The organism is Micromonospora arida, from assembly GCF_042873195.1.
GTDB classification, from domain to species: Bacteria; Actinomycetota; Actinomycetes; order Mycobacteriales; family Micromonosporaceae; genus Micromonospora; species Micromonospora arida.
Window position 1 is genome coordinate 218,265 of the sequence record NZ_JBIALC010000001.1, and the last position, 14,846, is coordinate 233,110.

General features: G+C 70.4%; 17 protein-coding genes. 9 read left to right on the top strand and 8 right to left on the bottom strand.

The genetic code is table 11. The annotated features are described in order from the left end of the window. Window positions 1-52 precede the first annotated feature (52 nt). The 5 genes from ACFYP0_RS01110 (at window position 53) to prcA (ending at window position 3,976) form a co-directional block, all read left to right on the top strand. Entirely contained in the window at window positions 53-1,303 is a 1,251-nt protein-coding gene (locus ACFYP0_RS01110) for an acyltransferase family protein (protein WP_386993867.1), read from the top strand. Between the two features lie 108 nt (window positions 1,304-1,411). Further along, window positions 1,412-1,627: a ubiquitin-like protein Pup gene (locus ACFYP0_RS01115; protein ID WP_088948111.1), complete on the top strand. Its 216-nt coding sequence runs from the start codon at window positions 1,412-1,414 to the stop codon at window positions 1,625-1,627. 414 nt (window positions 1,628-2,041) lie between these two features. Beyond that, window positions 2,042-2,332: an endonuclease VII domain-containing protein gene (locus ACFYP0_RS01120; RefSeq protein WP_355162122.1), complete on the top strand. Its 291-nt coding sequence runs from the start codon at window positions 2,042-2,044 to the stop codon at window positions 2,330-2,332. Then, window positions 2,251-3,090 carry a proteasome subunit beta gene (gene prcB, locus ACFYP0_RS01125; protein ID WP_208741002.1) on the top strand — a complete coding sequence of 280 codons (840 nt, stop codon included), beginning with the start codon at window positions 2,251-2,253 and terminating at the stop codon, window positions 3,088-3,090. The genes ACFYP0_RS01120 and prcB overlap by 82 nt, the downstream gene beginning before the upstream one ends. A gap of 64 nt (window positions 3,091-3,154) precedes the next feature. Further along, a complete protein-coding gene (prcA, locus tag ACFYP0_RS01130; RefSeq protein ID WP_091408661.1) occupies window positions 3,155-3,976 on the top strand; it encodes a proteasome subunit alpha in 822 nt (273 codons plus the stop codon). Window positions 3,977-4,039: 63 nt separating this feature from the next. On the opposite strand, the gene ACFYP0_RS01135 is transcribed toward prcA, so the two are convergent. Genes ACFYP0_RS01135 through rfbB form a run of 6 tightly spaced genes read right to left on the bottom strand, consistent with a single transcriptional unit; the run spans window position 4,040 to window position 9,322 of the window. Then, window positions 4,040-5,068: a glycosyltransferase family 2 protein gene (locus tag ACFYP0_RS01135; protein WP_124855313.1), complete on the bottom strand. Its 1,029-nt coding sequence runs from the start codon at window positions 5,066-5,068 to the stop codon at window positions 4,040-4,042. Then, window positions 5,065-6,378 (bottom strand): lipopolysaccharide biosynthesis protein, encoded by a 1,314-nt coding sequence (locus ACFYP0_RS01140; RefSeq protein ID WP_244218878.1) that lies wholly within the window; start codon window positions 6,376-6,378, stop codon window positions 5,065-5,067. The genes ACFYP0_RS01135 and ACFYP0_RS01140 overlap by 4 nt, the downstream gene beginning before the upstream one ends. Continuing rightward, window positions 6,375-7,076 carry a glycosyltransferase family 2 protein gene (locus ACFYP0_RS01145; protein WP_124855316.1) on the bottom strand — a complete coding sequence of 234 codons (702 nt, stop codon included), beginning with the start codon at window positions 7,074-7,076 and terminating at the stop codon, window positions 6,375-6,377. The genes ACFYP0_RS01140 and ACFYP0_RS01145 overlap by 4 nt, the downstream gene beginning before the upstream one ends. Next, window positions 7,069-7,440: a DUF2304 domain-containing protein gene (locus ACFYP0_RS01150; protein ID WP_112673548.1), complete on the bottom strand. Its 372-nt coding sequence runs from the start codon at window positions 7,438-7,440 to the stop codon at window positions 7,069-7,071. Before ACFYP0_RS01150 ends, ACFYP0_RS01145 begins: the two co-directional genes overlap by 8 nt. After that, complete coding sequence (gene rfbD, locus ACFYP0_RS01155; protein WP_386993872.1) at window positions 7,437-8,324, bottom strand: dTDP-4-dehydrorhamnose reductase; 888 nt, start codon at window positions 8,322-8,324, stop codon at window positions 7,437-7,439. The genes ACFYP0_RS01150 and rfbD overlap by 4 nt, the downstream gene beginning before the upstream one ends. After that, window positions 8,321-9,322, bottom strand: coding sequence for a dTDP-glucose 4,6-dehydratase (gene rfbB, locus ACFYP0_RS01160; RefSeq protein ID WP_386993874.1), 1,002 nt, complete (start codon window positions 9,320-9,322; stop codon window positions 8,321-8,323). The genes rfbD and rfbB overlap by 4 nt, the downstream gene beginning before the upstream one ends. A gap of 85 nt (window positions 9,323-9,407) precedes the next feature. On the opposite strand from rfbB, the gene rfbA reads away from it, so the two are divergent. From rfbA to ACFYP0_RS01180, 4 genes are all read left to right on the top strand, one after another. Further along, window positions 9,408-10,298 (top strand): glucose-1-phosphate thymidylyltransferase RfbA, encoded by an 891-nt coding sequence (gene rfbA, locus ACFYP0_RS01165; RefSeq protein ID WP_124855325.1) that lies wholly within the window; start codon window positions 9,408-9,410, stop codon window positions 10,296-10,298. After that, window positions 10,295-10,918, top strand: a complete 624-nt coding sequence (gene rfbC, locus ACFYP0_RS01170) for a dTDP-4-dehydrorhamnose 3,5-epimerase (RefSeq protein ID WP_091408691.1) — start codon at window positions 10,295-10,297, stop codon at window positions 10,916-10,918. The genes rfbA and rfbC overlap by 4 nt, the downstream gene beginning before the upstream one ends. Window positions 10,919-10,986: 68 nt before the next feature. Beyond that, entirely contained in the window at window positions 10,987-12,345 is a 1,359-nt protein-coding gene (gene pafA, locus ACFYP0_RS01175) for a Pup--protein ligase (RefSeq protein WP_088989658.1), read from the top strand. Between the two features lie 79 nt (window positions 12,346-12,424). Beyond that, complete coding sequence (locus ACFYP0_RS01180) at window positions 12,425-12,628, top strand: hypothetical protein (protein ID WP_355496392.1); 204 nt, start codon at window positions 12,425-12,427, stop codon at window positions 12,626-12,628. A 43-nt stretch (window positions 12,629-12,671) separates the two neighbouring features. Here ACFYP0_RS01180 and ACFYP0_RS01185 read toward each other — a convergent pair whose 3' ends face one another. Further along, window positions 12,672-13,757, bottom strand: a complete 1,086-nt coding sequence (locus tag ACFYP0_RS01185; RefSeq protein WP_355583846.1) for a DUF3866 family protein — start codon at window positions 13,755-13,757, stop codon at window positions 12,672-12,674. A gap of 49 nt (window positions 13,758-13,806) precedes the next feature. Continuing rightward, complete coding sequence (locus ACFYP0_RS01190) at window positions 13,807-14,811, bottom strand: cation diffusion facilitator family transporter (protein WP_386993879.1); 1,005 nt, start codon at window positions 14,809-14,811, stop codon at window positions 13,807-13,809. Window positions 14,812-14,846 lie beyond the last annotated feature (35 nt).

Sequence of the window (14,846 nt, forward strand, 5' to 3'; positions counted from 1 at the left end):
GGCTTGTGGCATGCTAGGCCGTCCCCAATTCCTCGACCCCCACGGTGATGCGATGCTCCCCTCTGCCCGGCAGGTTGGCCGGCGTGCGGTGACGGCTGTTCCGCTGTCGAATGCCTACGCCGGGCGCGCCAACAGTTTCGGCTTCCTACGGCTGTGTTTTGCCGTAGCGGTCGTCCTTGCGCACACTGCGGTGATCGGGTATGCCCGACCGTTGACCGACGTGGTCGACGTGGCCGGCCTGGGGGTGGCCGGCTTCTTCGGCATTTCCGGCTTCCTCATCACTCGCAGCGCTCGGCGCGCCAGCCTTCCCCGCTACCTGTGGCACCGGGCCCTGCGGATCTGGCCGGGCCTCTGGGTGTGTCTGCTGTTCATCGGTTTCGTGGTGGCGCCGATCGTCTGGTACGCCGAACGCGGCGATCTGGACGGGCTGTGGCGGCACCCGGCGGGTGTGGTCAACTTCCTGCAGGCCAACTGGTGGGGCGGCTACCGCCAACAGGGCATCATGGACGTCTTCCGGGACACGCCGTACGGCGACCTGGTGCGTCGCAGCGTCCTCGACGGCTCACTCTGGACGCTCAGCTACGAGATCTTCTGCTACCTGATCGTGGCTTCGCTGGCCGTGGTGGCGGTGCTGCGCCGTGCCCGCTGGCTGGTGCTCGCGGCCGCTGTTCTCGTCTTCGGTCTGCTGCTCTGGAACCAGTACGAGGCGCTGCGCTTCGGCGGGTCGACGTACTTCACCAGCGGCAGCATCGGCACGCTGCCGCTGCTCGGCGCGCTCAGCAAGATCTGGTTCCTGCGGTTCGGGTTCATGTTCCTGGTGGGTGCCGTGGCGGACCTGTACAGCGACAAGCTGCCCATCAGCGACGTCCTCGGCGTGCTCGCCATCGTGGTGACCGGCTGGCAGACCCTGGAGGGTCACCTGTTCGGCCCGGCGCTGCTCACCTACGAGTACGCCATCCTCTACCTTGCGGTCCGGTTGCCGCGGCTGCTGCATGTCGTGGGGCAGAAGAACGACTACTCGTACGGCATCTACATCTACTCCTTCGTCGTGCAGCAGATGCTGGCCTGGCTGGGGGCGGCGGCCTGGGGCTTCGTCGGCTACTTCGCGGTGGTCATGGTCTTCACCGTCGTGCTGGCGTTCCTGTCCTGGCACCTGGTGGAGAAGCAGGCTCTGCGCTTCAAGGACTGGACGCCTCGCTTCCGCCGCGGGGCACCACCGGCGGAGGCATCGGGGGAGCGGCAGCCCGAGCCGGAGCGGGTGCCGGTGCCAGCCACGGCCGACGCGTCGGCTCCTCGGGGCTGACCGCTCCGGCGCGATCAAACGCCCCCGACCCGAACACGGCGGACGTGAGGGCTTTCTGTCGCCTGGGCGGGGTAGATTTCATGCCAGACGATCGTGGAGGAGGCAGCAGTGGCCACTCATGACAGCGGCGGCCAGTCGCAGTCCGGCAAGTCCCGTCAGGGCGAGGAGATCGAGGACGTCACCACCGAGGCCAATCCCGAGGTGGCCGAGCGGCACGCCGAGATCACCGAGGACGTCGACGACCTCCTCGACGAGATCGACTCCGTCCTCGAAGAAAACGCAGAGGAATTTGTGAGGGGCTATGTGCAAAAAGGGGGCGAGTAGGGCATAGTTGGGCAAAACGGACATGCCTCGTCCTCTAGATGACCGGGATGGCCACCGCCGCTGCCGAGACTGCGGCGAGTGGCTGCCCTTTGATCAATTTTGCGCTAACAGCAGACGCCCCGACGGTCGCGGCAGCTACTGCAAGCCCTGCTTCAACCTTCGATCGAAGGCGAGCTACGCGAAGCGCCTGAAGGAGCGGCAGGGCAGGGACGTGCGCCAGCTGCCGTTGGTGCCTGCCGGCCACGATGCCCCGACTGCGGCGCCACCAAGTCCCTCGATGACTTTCCACGGAATCGCTCCGGGCGTGGAGGTTACGGCCGATACTGCAAACCTTGCCACAATGCGAAGGGCAAGGAGAGCAAGCTTCGCCTGCGCGGTGGGACGCGCGAGTACCACCTGCGGCGCCGGTACGGCGTGGGCGAGAAAGAGTTTCAGGAGCTCCTGGCCGAGCAGGGCGGGGTCTGCGCGATCTGTGGCGGTGCCGACCCGCAACATCTGGACCACGATCATCGCACCGGATGGGTGCGCGGGATACTCTGCTTCAACTGCAACGGTGGTCTTGGCCAGTTCCGTGACAGTCCCATGAGGCTGGCCAGGGCGATCACGTACCTGAGAGGAACCACGTGGCAGCGGGCTTTGATCCATCCGGGCGTCTACCAGATGTGTTCACCAACGCGGGGACGTCCTCCTTCACGACGTTTCTGAGTCGGGTGGCCCCCGAGATGTTGCCCGGTCGGCGACCGCTGCCGCCGGGCATGGCCGCCGACCTGGCGCCGCACGCGACCACCATCGTGGCCATCGCGGCCGCCGAGGGTGTGGTGCTGGCGGGCGACCGACGGGCCACCATGGGCAATCTGATCGCCCAGCGCGACATCGAGAAGGTGCACCCCGCCGACGCGTACTCGTTGGTCGGCATTGCGGGCACCGCCGGTATCGGCATCGAGCTGATGCGACTGTTCCAGGTGGAGCTGGAGCACTACGAGAAGATCGAGGGCGCGATGCTCTCGTTGGACGGTAAGGCCAACCGGTTGGCCTCGATGATTCGGGGCAATCTGGGGGCGGCCATGCAGGGGTTGGCCGTGGTGCCGCTCTTCGCCGGGTTCGACCTGGCCGCCGCCGACCCGGCGCGGGCCGGTCGGATCTTCAGCTTCGACGTGACCGGTGGCCCGTACGAGGAGACCGGCTACGACGCGATCGGGTCCGGGTCGTTGTTCGCCAAGTCCGCGTTGAAGAAGCGGTACCGTGTCGGGCTGACCGTCGAGGACGCGACGCGGCTGGCGGTCGAGGCGCTCTACGACGCGGCCGATGACGACACCGCGACCGGCGGGCCCGACCTGACCCGGCGGATCTACCCCGTGGTGATGACCGCGACTGCCGAGGGCACCTACCGGCTCACCGACGCCGAGACGGCGACGATCGCCGAGGGCGTGGTCGCCGGCCGGATGGAAAACCCGGGCGGTTAGTTCCGCCCGACCACCCCCACCAGCCAGCAGTCGTCAGCACAGCGCCGTTAGGAGAACCGCCGCCGTGGCCATGCAGTTCTACGCCTCGCCCGAACAGATCATGCGTGACCGCTCCGAGTTGGCCCGTAAGGGCATCGCTCGTGGGCGTAGCGCCGTGGTCCTGAGCTACTCCGGCGGGGTGCTCTTCGTCGCGGAGAACCTCTCCAGCGCCCTGCACAAGGTCAGTGAGATCTACGACCGGATCGGCTTCGCCGCGGTCGGCCGTTACAACGAGTTCGAGAACCTCCGGCGGGCCGGCGTACGGATGGCCGACCTGAACGGGCTCAGCTACGACCGCCGGGACGTCACCGGTCGGGCCTTGGCCAACGCGTTCGCGCAGACCCTTGGCGCGATCTTCACCGAGCAGTCGAAGCCGTTCGAGGTGGAGATCTGCGTGGCGGAGGTCGGGGCCACTGCCGCTGACGACGAACTGTACCGGCTCACCTACGACGGTTCGGTCAACGACGAGCCTGGACGGATGGCGATGGGTGGTCAGGCTGAGGCCATCACCGGCGTGCTGAAGTCCAACCACCGGCCGGACATGTCGCTCGGTGAGGCGGTCCAGGTCGCGGTGCAGGCACTGAGCACTGTCGGCGGTGAGGGTGGGGCCGCCCGCACGATCGCCGCGAACCAGCTCGAGGTGGCGGTGCTGGACCGTCAGCGGGTCGGCCGGACGTTCCGGCGGATCACCGGGGCTGCGCTGACCGCGCTGTTGGATGGGGAGTCGGCGCCGCCGACCAGCGACCGGCCGGACACCCCGAGCGTGCCGACCGGGGAGGCCGGTAAGCCGACCAGCTCCGCGGGGTCCGCTGACCTGGAGGACCGGCCGGGTCAACCCGACAGCTGATCAGGTGACGAGACAGCGCCGGGGCCCGCACCCGCGGGCCCCGGCGCTGTTGTGTGTCGGGGGTCAGCGGCGCTGGAGCAGGGGCCGGGCGAGGGCCCAGTAACCGGCGGCGACCGCGTTGAACACGCCCATCCCGGGGGGCGAGTCGACGTTCGAGGGGGCGACCCGGGCGGTCATCAGCTCGGCGATCACCCCGTCGGGCACGGTGCGTTCGGCCTGGAGTTGACGGCGGCGGGCGCCGACCCAGGACCGGTTGCGCCACAGCCAACCCCAGCCGCGGGTCTTCTGCCGGGTCCAGCCACCGGCGAGAGCGGCGGCGAGCATGGCGGCTTCGGTGAGCAGCAGCATCGGGGCGAGCAAAACCAGCGTCCGGGTCTGGTACGCGGTGAGCAGGGTGACCAGCCGGTTGCGTTCCACCAGGTAGAGCTTGAGGTCGTTGCGGGAGAACTCGTAGTGGTGGCGCACGACGGCATCGGGTACGTACTCCAGGCGCAGGCCGCGTTGCCAGAGCCGCAGGCTCAGCTCGGTGTCCTCGTGGTAGGCGAAGTATTCGGCGGCGAAGCCGTCGAGTTCCTGCCAACGCTGCCGGCTGATCACGAAGCAGCAGCCGCTGAGCGACGGCACCCTGGTGCGTACGGCGTGGGCGGTGGCCGGCTCGCCGTTGCCGCCGGCCCAGGACAGCCCGGTGAAGTGCAGTGGGTTGCCGGAGGTGTTGATCAGCTCGGGAGTGTCGGCGAGCCGGATGGAGGCCATCGCGGCGCCGACGCCCGGTTCGGCGGCCACCGCAACCGTCTTGGCGAGGGCGTCGGGGGCGACGATGGCGTCGGAGTTGACGAAGGCGAGCCAGTCTCCGGTGGCCTCGGCGGCGCCGATCCGGCAGCCGCCGGAGTAGCCGGTGTTCTGCTCGGGTCGGACCACCCGAACCTCGGGGAAGCCCTTGACGATGTCGATGCCGTCGCCGGTGCAACCGTTGTCGACGACGACCAGCTCGATGTCGACGTCGGTGCTGGCCAGGATGGCTCGGGCGGCGTTGACCAGGTACGGCTCGGCGCCGTAGGCGAGCATGACGGCGGTCACCTGTGGGCGGGTCATCGGAGGCCTCCGGATGCGGCAGGGGCGACGGCCTCGGCGAGCCGCCGGGTGGGGGTGGTGGGTCGGCGGACGCCGCCGCGCAGCAGCAGTGTCGCCATGGTGGCGGCGACGACGACCGAGCCGATGGTGTACGCCAGCTCGACTCGTAGGGTGACCGGAGCCGGGATCAGCGTCACGGCGATCAGGGCGGCGACGCCGACGCTCCAGGCGAGGGCCTGGGCGCGGTGCCGGTCGAGGGCGAGCAGGGCCTGGCCGAGCACCATCGCCCACAGGTAGGCGAGCGTGGCAGCCGCCAACCAGGCGAAGTCGCCGTGGCCGAGGACGCCGGGTGCGTCGAAGAGCGCGCCGACCAGCCACGGGCCGAGCAGCACGGCGCCGAGGGCCCCGGTGAGGCCGAGCGCGGTGACGATGCCGAGCGCCCGGCGCAGCAGGCTGTGGAAGCCGGCCTGGTCGCCGGTGGTGGCGGTGGTGGCCAGGCCGGGCAGCAGTGACGCCTGGAGGGAGCCGAAGACGAACAGGGGGATGCGGACCAGCACGAGGGCGGAGAGCAGCGCGCCGGCGGCTGCCGCGTCGGCGGGGGCGAGCAACTGCACGTTGATCACGCCGATGTTCACCACGACCTGGGAGAGCAGGCTGGAGGCGGTGAGCAGGCCGAGGCCGCGTAGCAGGGTGGCCCAGGCGACCGGTGGACCTCCGCCGATGGCGCGTAGCACCGGCGGCAGGGTGAGCAGGACGCTGACCAGCGGGGCGGCGACGAGCACGAGTCCGTACCAGACGGGGGAGGTCACTCCGGCCAGGCCGAGCAGGGCGACCATGATGATGCGCAGGCCGCCGTCGATCCCGAGTTGGGTGCCGTACCAGGGGAACAGTTGCAGGCCGGAGAGGACGCCGCGGGTGGCGTAGGCGACCGCCATCGCGGCGAGCGCGCCGATCAGCACGGTGACCAGGTTTCCGTCACCGGCGAAGAGCTTGTCGGCGAGTGGCTGACGGGCGACGGTGACGGCCAACACCAGCACGGCGAGCAGCACCGCGGCGACGGTGACGCCGCGGGCCAGCACCGGCCCTGGGGGCAGCCCCTGGCTGTGCCGGGCGGCGACGACCCGGGCGACCTCCTGCTCGATCGGCATGAACACGCCGATGCCGAGGGTGAACACGATCGACCAGAGCACCGACAGCGACGAGTAGTCGGCCTTGCTGAGGCTGTGGCCGGCGACCGCGAGGTGGACGTAGGAGGCGAGGCCGAGAAGGCCCAGCCCGGCACCAACAGCGATGGTGCCGGGCGGGATCAGGCGTAGCAGGCGTTGGATCACCGGCGAATGAGCGCCAGCGTGAGGACGGCGAACGCGCGGCCGAGGTAGATCATCGCCCGGGCGGGGGAGTGGCTGGGCGTGCCGGCCATCCGCTTGCGCATGGCGACCGGCACCTGGCGGATGCGGTAGCCGCGGCGGGCGGTGTGCACCAGGGTCTCCACCGTGTCACCGAGGTACTCGGCCGGGTACCAGGTGGCGAACATGTCGATGACCCGCCGGTTGGCGGCCCGGAAGCCGGAGGTGGTGTCGGTGAGCTTGGTGTGGGCGACCCGGGACAGCACTGCGGAGAGCATCACCATGGCCCAGCGGCGGGGGCCGCGGACCGTGTAGTCGCCCTCACCGGCGAAGCGGGCGCCGATGACGAGGTCGTTGTCGTCGAGGAGGTCGACGAGCTTCGGCACGTACCGGGGGTCGTGTTGGCCGTCGGCGTCGATCTGGATGGCGACGTCGTAGTCGTGGTCGCGGGCGTAGCGGTAGCCGAGGCGCATGGCCCCACCGACGCCGAGGTTGTACGGCAGTTTGGCGACCAGGGCGCCGGCGGCGACGGCGACGGCGGCCGTGCGGTCGGTGGAGCCGTCGTCGACGACGAGCACGTCGACGCCGGGTAGCTCGCCGCGGACCTCGCCGACGACGTCGGCGATGGAACCCGACTCGTTGAGGGCCGGAATGATGATCAGTGTGCGCTTGCCGTTAACCATCGGTCGACACCAGTTCGTCACGGGCCGCCCGGTCCGCGTCGATCTGCGCGCGGAGCAGAGCGAAGTCTTCGGCCAGGGTTCGGGTTTCTTCCTCGAGTGCGCTGACCTCCCAGCTCAGGTGCACGCACACGAGCAACAGGAAGACGATGCCGAGGAAGAGAACCAGGCTGACACCGGAGGCGACGCCGAGGAGTTCGGCGACGTTGTCGAGCAGCCGGGGGAACAGGGACAGCGGAATCACGACGACCAGTACGGCGAGCCAGAGCATGCCGTACTTCTCGCGCAGCTGACGACGGCGCAGCAGCTCGACGATGGTGCCGAGCAGCAGCAAACCGGTCAGGCCGGTGACGAGGGTGAGCTTCATGCGACCTTCCACGGGGCGGGTGGAGCGGGGGAGTGGAACGCGTCAACCAGGGCGCTGTGCCAGTCGGGAAGCGGGGGCAGACCTACGGCTGCCCAGCGGCTGTGCCCTAGCACACTGTACGCAGGCCGTGGGGCGGGACGCGGATACCGGTCGCTGGTGGTGGGTCGGATCCGGTCCGGGTCCAGTCCGGCCAGCGTGAACGCGGCGCGGGCCAGCCCGTACCAGGTCGTCTGCCCGGCGCAGGTGCCGTGGTAGACGCCGGGCGTCGCGTGACCGGCCAGCGCCGCGTCGGCGAGCGCGACGAGCCGCTCGGCGAGCGCGTACGACCAGGTGGGTTGGCCGCGTTGGTCGTCGACCACGTCGAGGTGTTCGCGCTGGGTGGCGAGTCGGAGCATGGTGGCCACGAAGTTCGGGCCGTGTGCGCCGTAGAGCCAGGCGGTGCGCACGACGTACCCGGTGTCGGGTAGCAGCCGCGCGACGGCCTGTTCGCCGACCAGCTTGCCGCGGCCGTAGGCGTTGACCGGCGCGGTGGGCGCGTCCTCCGGGTACGGGGTGTCCGCGTTGCCGGCGAGGACGTAGTCGGTGGACACCTGGATCAGTCGGGTTCCGTCGGTGGCGCACGCCTCGGCCAGGTTGGCCACGGCGTGGCCGTTGACGGCGGTCGCCGCGGCCTCGTCGGCCTCGGCGGCGTCGACGTTGGTCCACGCGGCCGCGTTGATCACCAGGTCGTGCCCGGCGACGGCGGCGTGGACCGCCGCGCGGTCGGTGACGTCCAGGTCGGCGCGGGTGGCGGCGGTCACCTTGAGGTCGGGCCGTGCACCCAGCACGGTGACCAGGTCCCGGCCGAGCATCCCGCCCGCGCCGGTGACGAGGAGTCGGGTCATGCGCTCGGTGCGGACTTGAGGGGTTCCCACCAGTTGCGGTTGTCCCGGTACCAGCGGACGGTGTCGGCGAGGCCCTGGTCCAGGGTGATGCTGGGGTGGTAGCCGAGCTCTTCGCTGATCTTGGTGATGTCGAGGGAGTACCGGCGGTCGTGGCCCTTGCGGTCGGTGACCGGGACGACCCGGTCCCATCCGGCGCCGCAGGCGTCCAGGAGCAGACCGGTGAGTTCCTTGTTGGTCAACTCGGTGCCGCCGCCGATGTTGTAGACCTCGCCGGCGCGGCCCTTCTGCTGGACGAGGGCGATGCCGCGGCAGTGGTCGTGCACGTGCAGCCAGTCACGGACGTTGCCGCCGTCGCCGTAGAGGGGGACGGTGCCGCCGTCGAGCAGGTTGCTGACGAACAGCGGGATGACCTTCTCGGGGAACTGGTACGGGCCGTAGTTGTTGGAGCAGCGGGTGACGACCACGTCCATGCCGTGGGTGCGGTGGTACGACAGCGCGAGCAGGTCGGAGCCGGCCTTGGACGCCGAGTACGGCGAGTTGGGGGCGAGGGGCCAGGTCTCGGTCCAGGAGCCCTCGTCGATCGAGCCGTAGACCTCGTCGGTGGAGACGTGCACGAACCGGCCGGTGCCGTGGCGCAGCGCCGCGTCGAGCAGCGTCTGGGTGCCCAGCACGTTGGTGGTGACGAACGGCGCGGCGCCCGCGATCGAGCGGTCGACGTGTGACTCGGCGGCGAAGTGCACGATCACGTCGTGCTCGGCCACCACCTCGTCGACCACGACCGGGTCGCAGATGTCGCCCTGCACGAACCGCAGTCGCGGGTCGTCGCGGACGGGCTCGAGGTTGGCCAGGTTGCCCGAGTAGGTCAGCTTGTCCAGCACGGTCACGGCGGCCGGCTCGATCGGCGGCACGCCGTCGGCACTGCCGAGGGGCTTGCCCAGCAGCAGGCGAACGTACTCCGACCCGATGAATCCGGCTCCGCCGGTGACGAGGATCCTCACGGGTCCGGAAGTATACGCGACGGATGGCGCGGCTCCTGGTATGCGACCCGCGCACAACCTGTCCGGGTGCGGCTAGGCTTCCCCGGTGCGCGGAATCCTACTTGCCGGCGGCACCGGGTCCCGGCTCTGGCCGATCACCCGGGCGGTCTCGAAGCAGCTGATGCCGGTGTTCGACAAGCCGATGATCTATTACCCGCTCTCCACCCTGGTGATGTCCGGGGTCCGGGAGATCCTGGTGATCACGACTCCGGACGACCAGGACCAGTTCCGTCGGCTGCTCGGCGACGGCAGCCAGTTCGGGCTGCGGCTGGAGTACGTCAGCCAGGAGCGCCCGGAGGGCATCGCGCAGGCGTTCATCCTCGGCGCGGACTTCATCGGCACCGAGTCGGTGGCGCTGGTCCTCGGCGACAACATCTTCCACGGCGTGGGTCTGGGCCGGCAGCTCGCCGACCACGGCGACCCGGTCGGCGGGCGGGTCTTCGCCTACCAGGTGGCCAACCCGCAGGAGTACGGCGTGGTCGACTTCGACGCCGATGGTCGGGTGCTCTCGATCGAGGAGAAGCCGGCCCGCCCGAAGTCCCGCTACGCGGTGCCCGGCCTCTACTTCTACGACAACCGGGTGGTGGACATCGCCCGCAAGCTCACCCCGAGCGCCCGCGGCGAGCTGGAGATCACGGCGGTCAACGAGGCGTACCGGGAGACCGGGGAGCTGGCGGTCACGGTGCTGGATCGCGGCACCGCCTGGCTGGACACCGGCACGTTCACCTCGATGATGCAGGCCGCCGAGTTCGTCCGGGTGGTCGAGGAGCGGCAGGGTCTCAAGATCGGTTGCGTCGAGGAGGTCGCCTGGCGGGCTGGCCTGATCGACGACGCGCAGCTGCGTGCGCTCGCCGAGCCGCTGACCAAGAGCGGTTACGGCAACTACCTGCTCGGTCTGCTCAGCGACAAGGCCGGCGACGACGGGGGTTCCTGGTGAAGATCCGGGAGCTGAGCATCGAGGGCGCCTGGGAGATCATCCCCCAGCAGCACGGTGACCCGCGCGGCATGTTCATGGAGTGGTACCGCTTCGACAAGCTCGCCGAGGTGGTGGGGCATCCGCTGAGGCTGGCCCAGGCCAACCTGTCGGTCTCCGCGCGTGGCGTGGTGCGCGGCGTCCACTTCGCCGACGTGCCGCCCGGGCAGGCCAAGTACGTCACCTGTGTGCGGGGCGCGGTCCTCGACGTGATCGTGGACCTGCGGGTGGGCTCGCCGACCTTCGGTCGTTGGGAGGGCGTCCGGCTGGACGACACCGACCGTCGGGCGGTCTACCTCAGCGAGGGGCTGGGGCACGGGTTCTGCGCGTTGACCGACGACGCGACGTTGAGCTATCTCTGCTCGGCCACCTACAACCCGACCGGCGAGCACGCGGTGCACCCGCTGGACGAGGAGTTGGGCATCGAGTGGCCCGCCGACGTTCCACTGCTGTCCGCGCGCGACGACGCGGCGCCGACTTTGGCGCAGGCTCGCGAGCGGGGCCTGCTTCCGGAGTACGACAGCTGCCGGCGGTTCGTGGCGAGCCTCGGCCCGGACGGAATGTCGCACTCAACCGGTATGTGACCGCGCTCGGGGCACGACCTGTGGTCTGACAGTGACGAACCGGGCCTCCGGGCGGCTAATGTCACACCATGGAGCGGCGAATCTTCGGCCTCGAGACCGAGTACGGCGTCACCTGCACCTATCGCGGGCAGCGGCGGCTGTCCCCGGACGAGGTCGCGCGGTATCTGTTCCGTCGCGTGGTGTCCTGGGGCCGGTCGAGCAATGTCTTCCTGCGCAATGGGGCCCGGCTCTACCTGGACGTCGGGTCGCATCCGGAGTACGCGACACCGGAGTGCGACTCGGTGACCGATCTCGTCGCCCACGACCGGGCCGGCGAGCGGATCCTGGAGGGCTTGCTCGTCGACGCGGAGAAGCGGCTGCACGACGAGGGCATCGCGGGTGAGATCTACCTGTTCAAGAACAACACCGATTCGGCCGGCAACTCGTACGGCTGCCACGAGAACTACCTGGTCTCCAGGCACGGCGAGTTCGGCCGGCTCGCCGACGTGCTCATCCCGTTCCTGGTCACCCGGCAGTTGATCTGCGGGGCCGGCAAGGTTCTGCAAACCCCACGCGGTGCGGTCTACTGCCTCTCGCAGCGGGCCGAGCACATCTGGGAGGGCGTCTCCTCCGCGACCACCCGCAGCCGCCCGATCATCAACACCCGCGACGAGCCGCACGCTGACGCCGAGCGCTACCGGCGGCTGCACGTGATCGTCGGTGACTCCAACATGAACGAGGTCACCACACTGCTCAAGGTCGGCACCGCCGACATCGTGCTGCGGATGATCGAGGCCGGGGTGGTGATGCGGGACCTGTCCCTGGAGAACCCGATCCGGGCCATCCGGGAGGTGTCGCACGACATCACCGGCCGGCGCAAGGTGCGGTTGGCCAACGGCAAGGAGGTCAGCGCCCTGGACATCCAGCAGGAATACCTGGCCAAGGCCACCGAGTTCGTCGAGCGACGCGGCGGCGACCAGGCCGCCAAGCGGGTCGTCGAGCTGTGGGGCCGGGTGCTCAACGCGGTGGAGACCGGCGACCTGGAGCCGGTCTCCCGGGAGATCGACTGGGTCAGCAAGCTGCGGCTGATCGAGCGCTACCAGCGCAAGCACGACCTGCCGCTGTCGCACCCCCGGGTGGCGCAGATGGATCTGGCCTACCACGACGTGCGCCGTGGCCGGGGCCTCTACGGTCTCCTGGAGCGCCGCGGCGAGGTCGACCGGGTGGCCACCGACCCGGAGATCTTCGAGGCCAAGGAGACCCCGCCGCAGACCACCCGGGCCCGGCTGCGGGGCGAGTTCATCCGGCACGCCCAGGAGAAGCGCCGGGACTTCACCGTCGACTGGGTGCACCTGAAGCTCAACGACCAGGCGCAGCGCACCGTGCTCTGCAAGGACCCGTTCCGGGCGTACGACGAGCGGGTGGAGCGGCTGATCGCCAGCATGTGACCGGTTGCCGGCCCCGTCGGTGCGCTGCGCCGACGGGGCCGGTCAGCCCGGCGCACCGAGCGGTTAAGCTGAGCGCGCCATGACGACTTCTGGACCTTCCGGCCGCTCCGAGCGCCCCGAGCGCGGCACCGAGCGGCAGAACTGGATCGAACGCCGGCGCGAGAAGATCCGCGCCGAGGTCGACCGCAACCGGCGCGGCGAATACACGGTGCCGACCTGGGTACTGGCCCTGGCGTTGGTGCTCATCGTGGGTGGCTGGCTGGCCCTGATCTTCCTGGCCTGATCCGCCCCACCCCTTGTTGATCATGAACGGCTGGGGTTGGGGGTCAGGGGAGGAGGGTTACCGCGTGGCGGCCGGCGGCGGCTGCCGCCAGGAAGTACGCGCGGTCGGCGTCGAGGCCACGGCCCATGGTGGACAGCGGCACGGCGCTGGCTCGCAGCGCGGCGTCCAGACCGTCGGTGAGCACCTGGACGATCCGGTGCCGGGCCGCCAGGGGCGACAGCGCCGCGTGCACCTCGGCGGCGAGTGTCGGGTCCAGGTCGGCGGGCACCACCAGCTCCGCCGGGGCGAGCGCCACTCGGCCGTACGCGGTGAGGCTGTGGTGTGACACGCCCCGGTGTCGGGGGCGGGGGTCGGCGTCGGAGATGCGCAACGAGCCGACCGGCTTTCCGCCCAGCGTGGCGACCGCGTTGACCGCCTCGCCGACGGCGACGCCGGAGAAGCCCCACCGGGTTCCGGTGCCCAGGTTGCCCGGTCCCTGAGCCACGATCGCCACGTCCGCGTTCAGCACGTACCGGGCGGCGAGCAGACCGCCGTGCAGGGTGGTGGCCTCCAGGTCGCCACCGAACGCCTGCCCGACGGTGATCGTCCCGGCCAGCTCGGCCCGCAGCCCGGCGAGGGTCCGGGAGAACCAGGCGGGCAGCGCCCCGCCGTCGGTGAGCAGGTACGCCACCCGCGCCTGCGGGGCGTCGGCCCGGATACCGGCCAGGATCGCCGGGAGCGCCGAGTGCAGGTCGGCGGTGACCACCGGCAGGCCGCCCAGATCGTCCGCGTCGGCCAGCACGTCGCGGTGCGGAGAGGCCTCCTCGTCGACGCCGAGCAGGATCGGCTGCAACGGCGTGTAACGGGCCTTGACCAGGTGCCCGGCGTCGCGGGTGTCGGCGACGTCCGGCGGGTCCGGCGGCAGCCGGTCCGGCAGGGCGACCACCAGGGCGTACCCGCCGGTGCCCAACCCCATCAGCAGCGCGCCGGCGTTGAGCAGCACCCGGTCGCCGGGCTCGGGCGTGCCGACCAGCTCCGGGTAGGCCAGCGCCCGCATCCGCGTGCCGTCGGGCAGGTCGACGTCCAGCTCCACCGCCCCGGTCCACTGCCGTCGCAGCGTCGCCACCGTCCCCGTACGCCATCGCACCATGACGGGCACGCTAGCCGCGCGGGCGTGGCGGTCCGCGCCCGGGTGTGGGTCAGGTCGGCTCGGGGCCGCCGGCGTCCGGGCTCGGCCCGGCCTGGGTGTGCCGGGCGGTGCCGGTGGCGCCCGGCATCGAACGGGTCGGGTCGAGGAAGACGAACCTGATCTCCGGGTATCGGTTCGTGAGCCGCCGCTCGGCCTCGTCGGCGGTGGCCTCGATCTGCGCGCCGGTGGCCTCGTCGCGGAAGTCGACCTTCGCGGCGACCAGGACGTCCTGCGGGCCGAGCTGCATGGTCAACAGAGTGTCGATGCGCTCCACCTCGGGCAGACCGGCCAGATCCTGCTCGATCTCGTGGCGCAGCCGCTCCGGAACGGCCCGGCCGACCAGCAGTGACAGGTTGTTGCTGGCGAGGATCCCGGCGACCGTCAGCAACAGGAGCCCGATCAGGATCGACGCGACGCCGTCCCACACCTCGTCGCCGGTGGCGTGCGACAGGCCGACGCCGAGCCCGGCCAGCACCAGACCGATCAGCGCCGCGCTGTCCTCCAGGAAGACCGCCTTGACGGTGGTGTCGGCGGTCAGCCGCAGGAACCGCCGAGGCGTGGTCCGCCAACGTCGCGACTCGCGGCGGACCTGCCGCACGGCCCGGGCCAGTGAGATCGACTCGATGACGAACGACACCCCGAGCACGATGTACGAGATGAGGTAGTCGCCGCTGTGCTCGTGCACCAGGATCGTGGTGACGCCGTGGGTGACGGCGAAACCGGCGCCGGCGACGAACGTGAACATGGCGGCGAAGAAAGCCCAGACGTAGCTTTCCTTGCCGTACCCGAAGGGGTGTCGCTGGTCGGCCGGGCGGGCACCGCGGCGCAGCGCCTGGAAGAGCAGCACCTCGGTGGTGGTGTCGGCGATCGAGTGCGCCGCCTCGGAGAGCATCGCGGCTGATCCGGAGATCAGCCCGGCGATCAGCTTGGCGACCGCGATGGCGAGGTTGGCGGCGCCGGCGACGACGACCGTGCCCACACTCTCGCTCTCGGGCCTGGCGTCCGCTTGCGACATGGGGATCACCCTATGACCGCGGACGGCGACGCGCC

Excerpts from the sequence above, each read along its gene's own strand:
- ACFYP0_RS01150 (WP_112673548.1), bottom strand. The coding sequence starts at position 7,440 with ATGAAGCTCACCCTCGTCACCGGCCTGACCGGTTTGCTGCTGCTCGGC.
- ACFYP0_RS01180 (WP_355496392.1), top strand. The coding sequence starts at position 12,425 with ATGACGACTTCTGGACCTTCCGGCCGCTCCGAGCGCCCCGAGCGCGGC.
- rfbD (WP_386993872.1), bottom strand. The coding sequence starts at position 8,324 with ATGACCCGACTCCTCGTCACCGGCGCGGGCGGGATGCTCGGCCGGGAC.
- ACFYP0_RS01190 (WP_386993879.1), bottom strand. The coding sequence starts at position 14,811 with ATGTCGCAAGCGGACGCCAGGCCCGAGAGCGAGAGTGTGGGCACGGTC.
- ACFYP0_RS01135 (WP_124855313.1), bottom strand. The coding sequence starts at position 5,068 with ATGACCCGCCCACAGGTGACCGCCGTCATGCTCGCCTACGGCGCCGAG.
- pafA (WP_088989658.1), top strand. The coding sequence starts at position 10,987 with ATGGAGCGGCGAATCTTCGGCCTCGAGACCGAGTACGGCGTCACCTGC.
- ACFYP0_RS01110 (WP_386993867.1), top strand. The coding sequence starts at position 53 with ATGCTCCCCTCTGCCCGGCAGGTTGGCCGGCGTGCGGTGACGGCTGTT.
- ACFYP0_RS01185 (WP_355583846.1), bottom strand. The coding sequence starts at position 13,757 with ATGGTGCGATGGCGTACGGGGACGGTGGCGACGCTGCGACGGCAGTGG.
- ACFYP0_RS01145 (WP_124855316.1), bottom strand. The coding sequence starts at position 7,076 with ATGGTTAACGGCAAGCGCACACTGATCATCATTCCGGCCCTCAACGAG.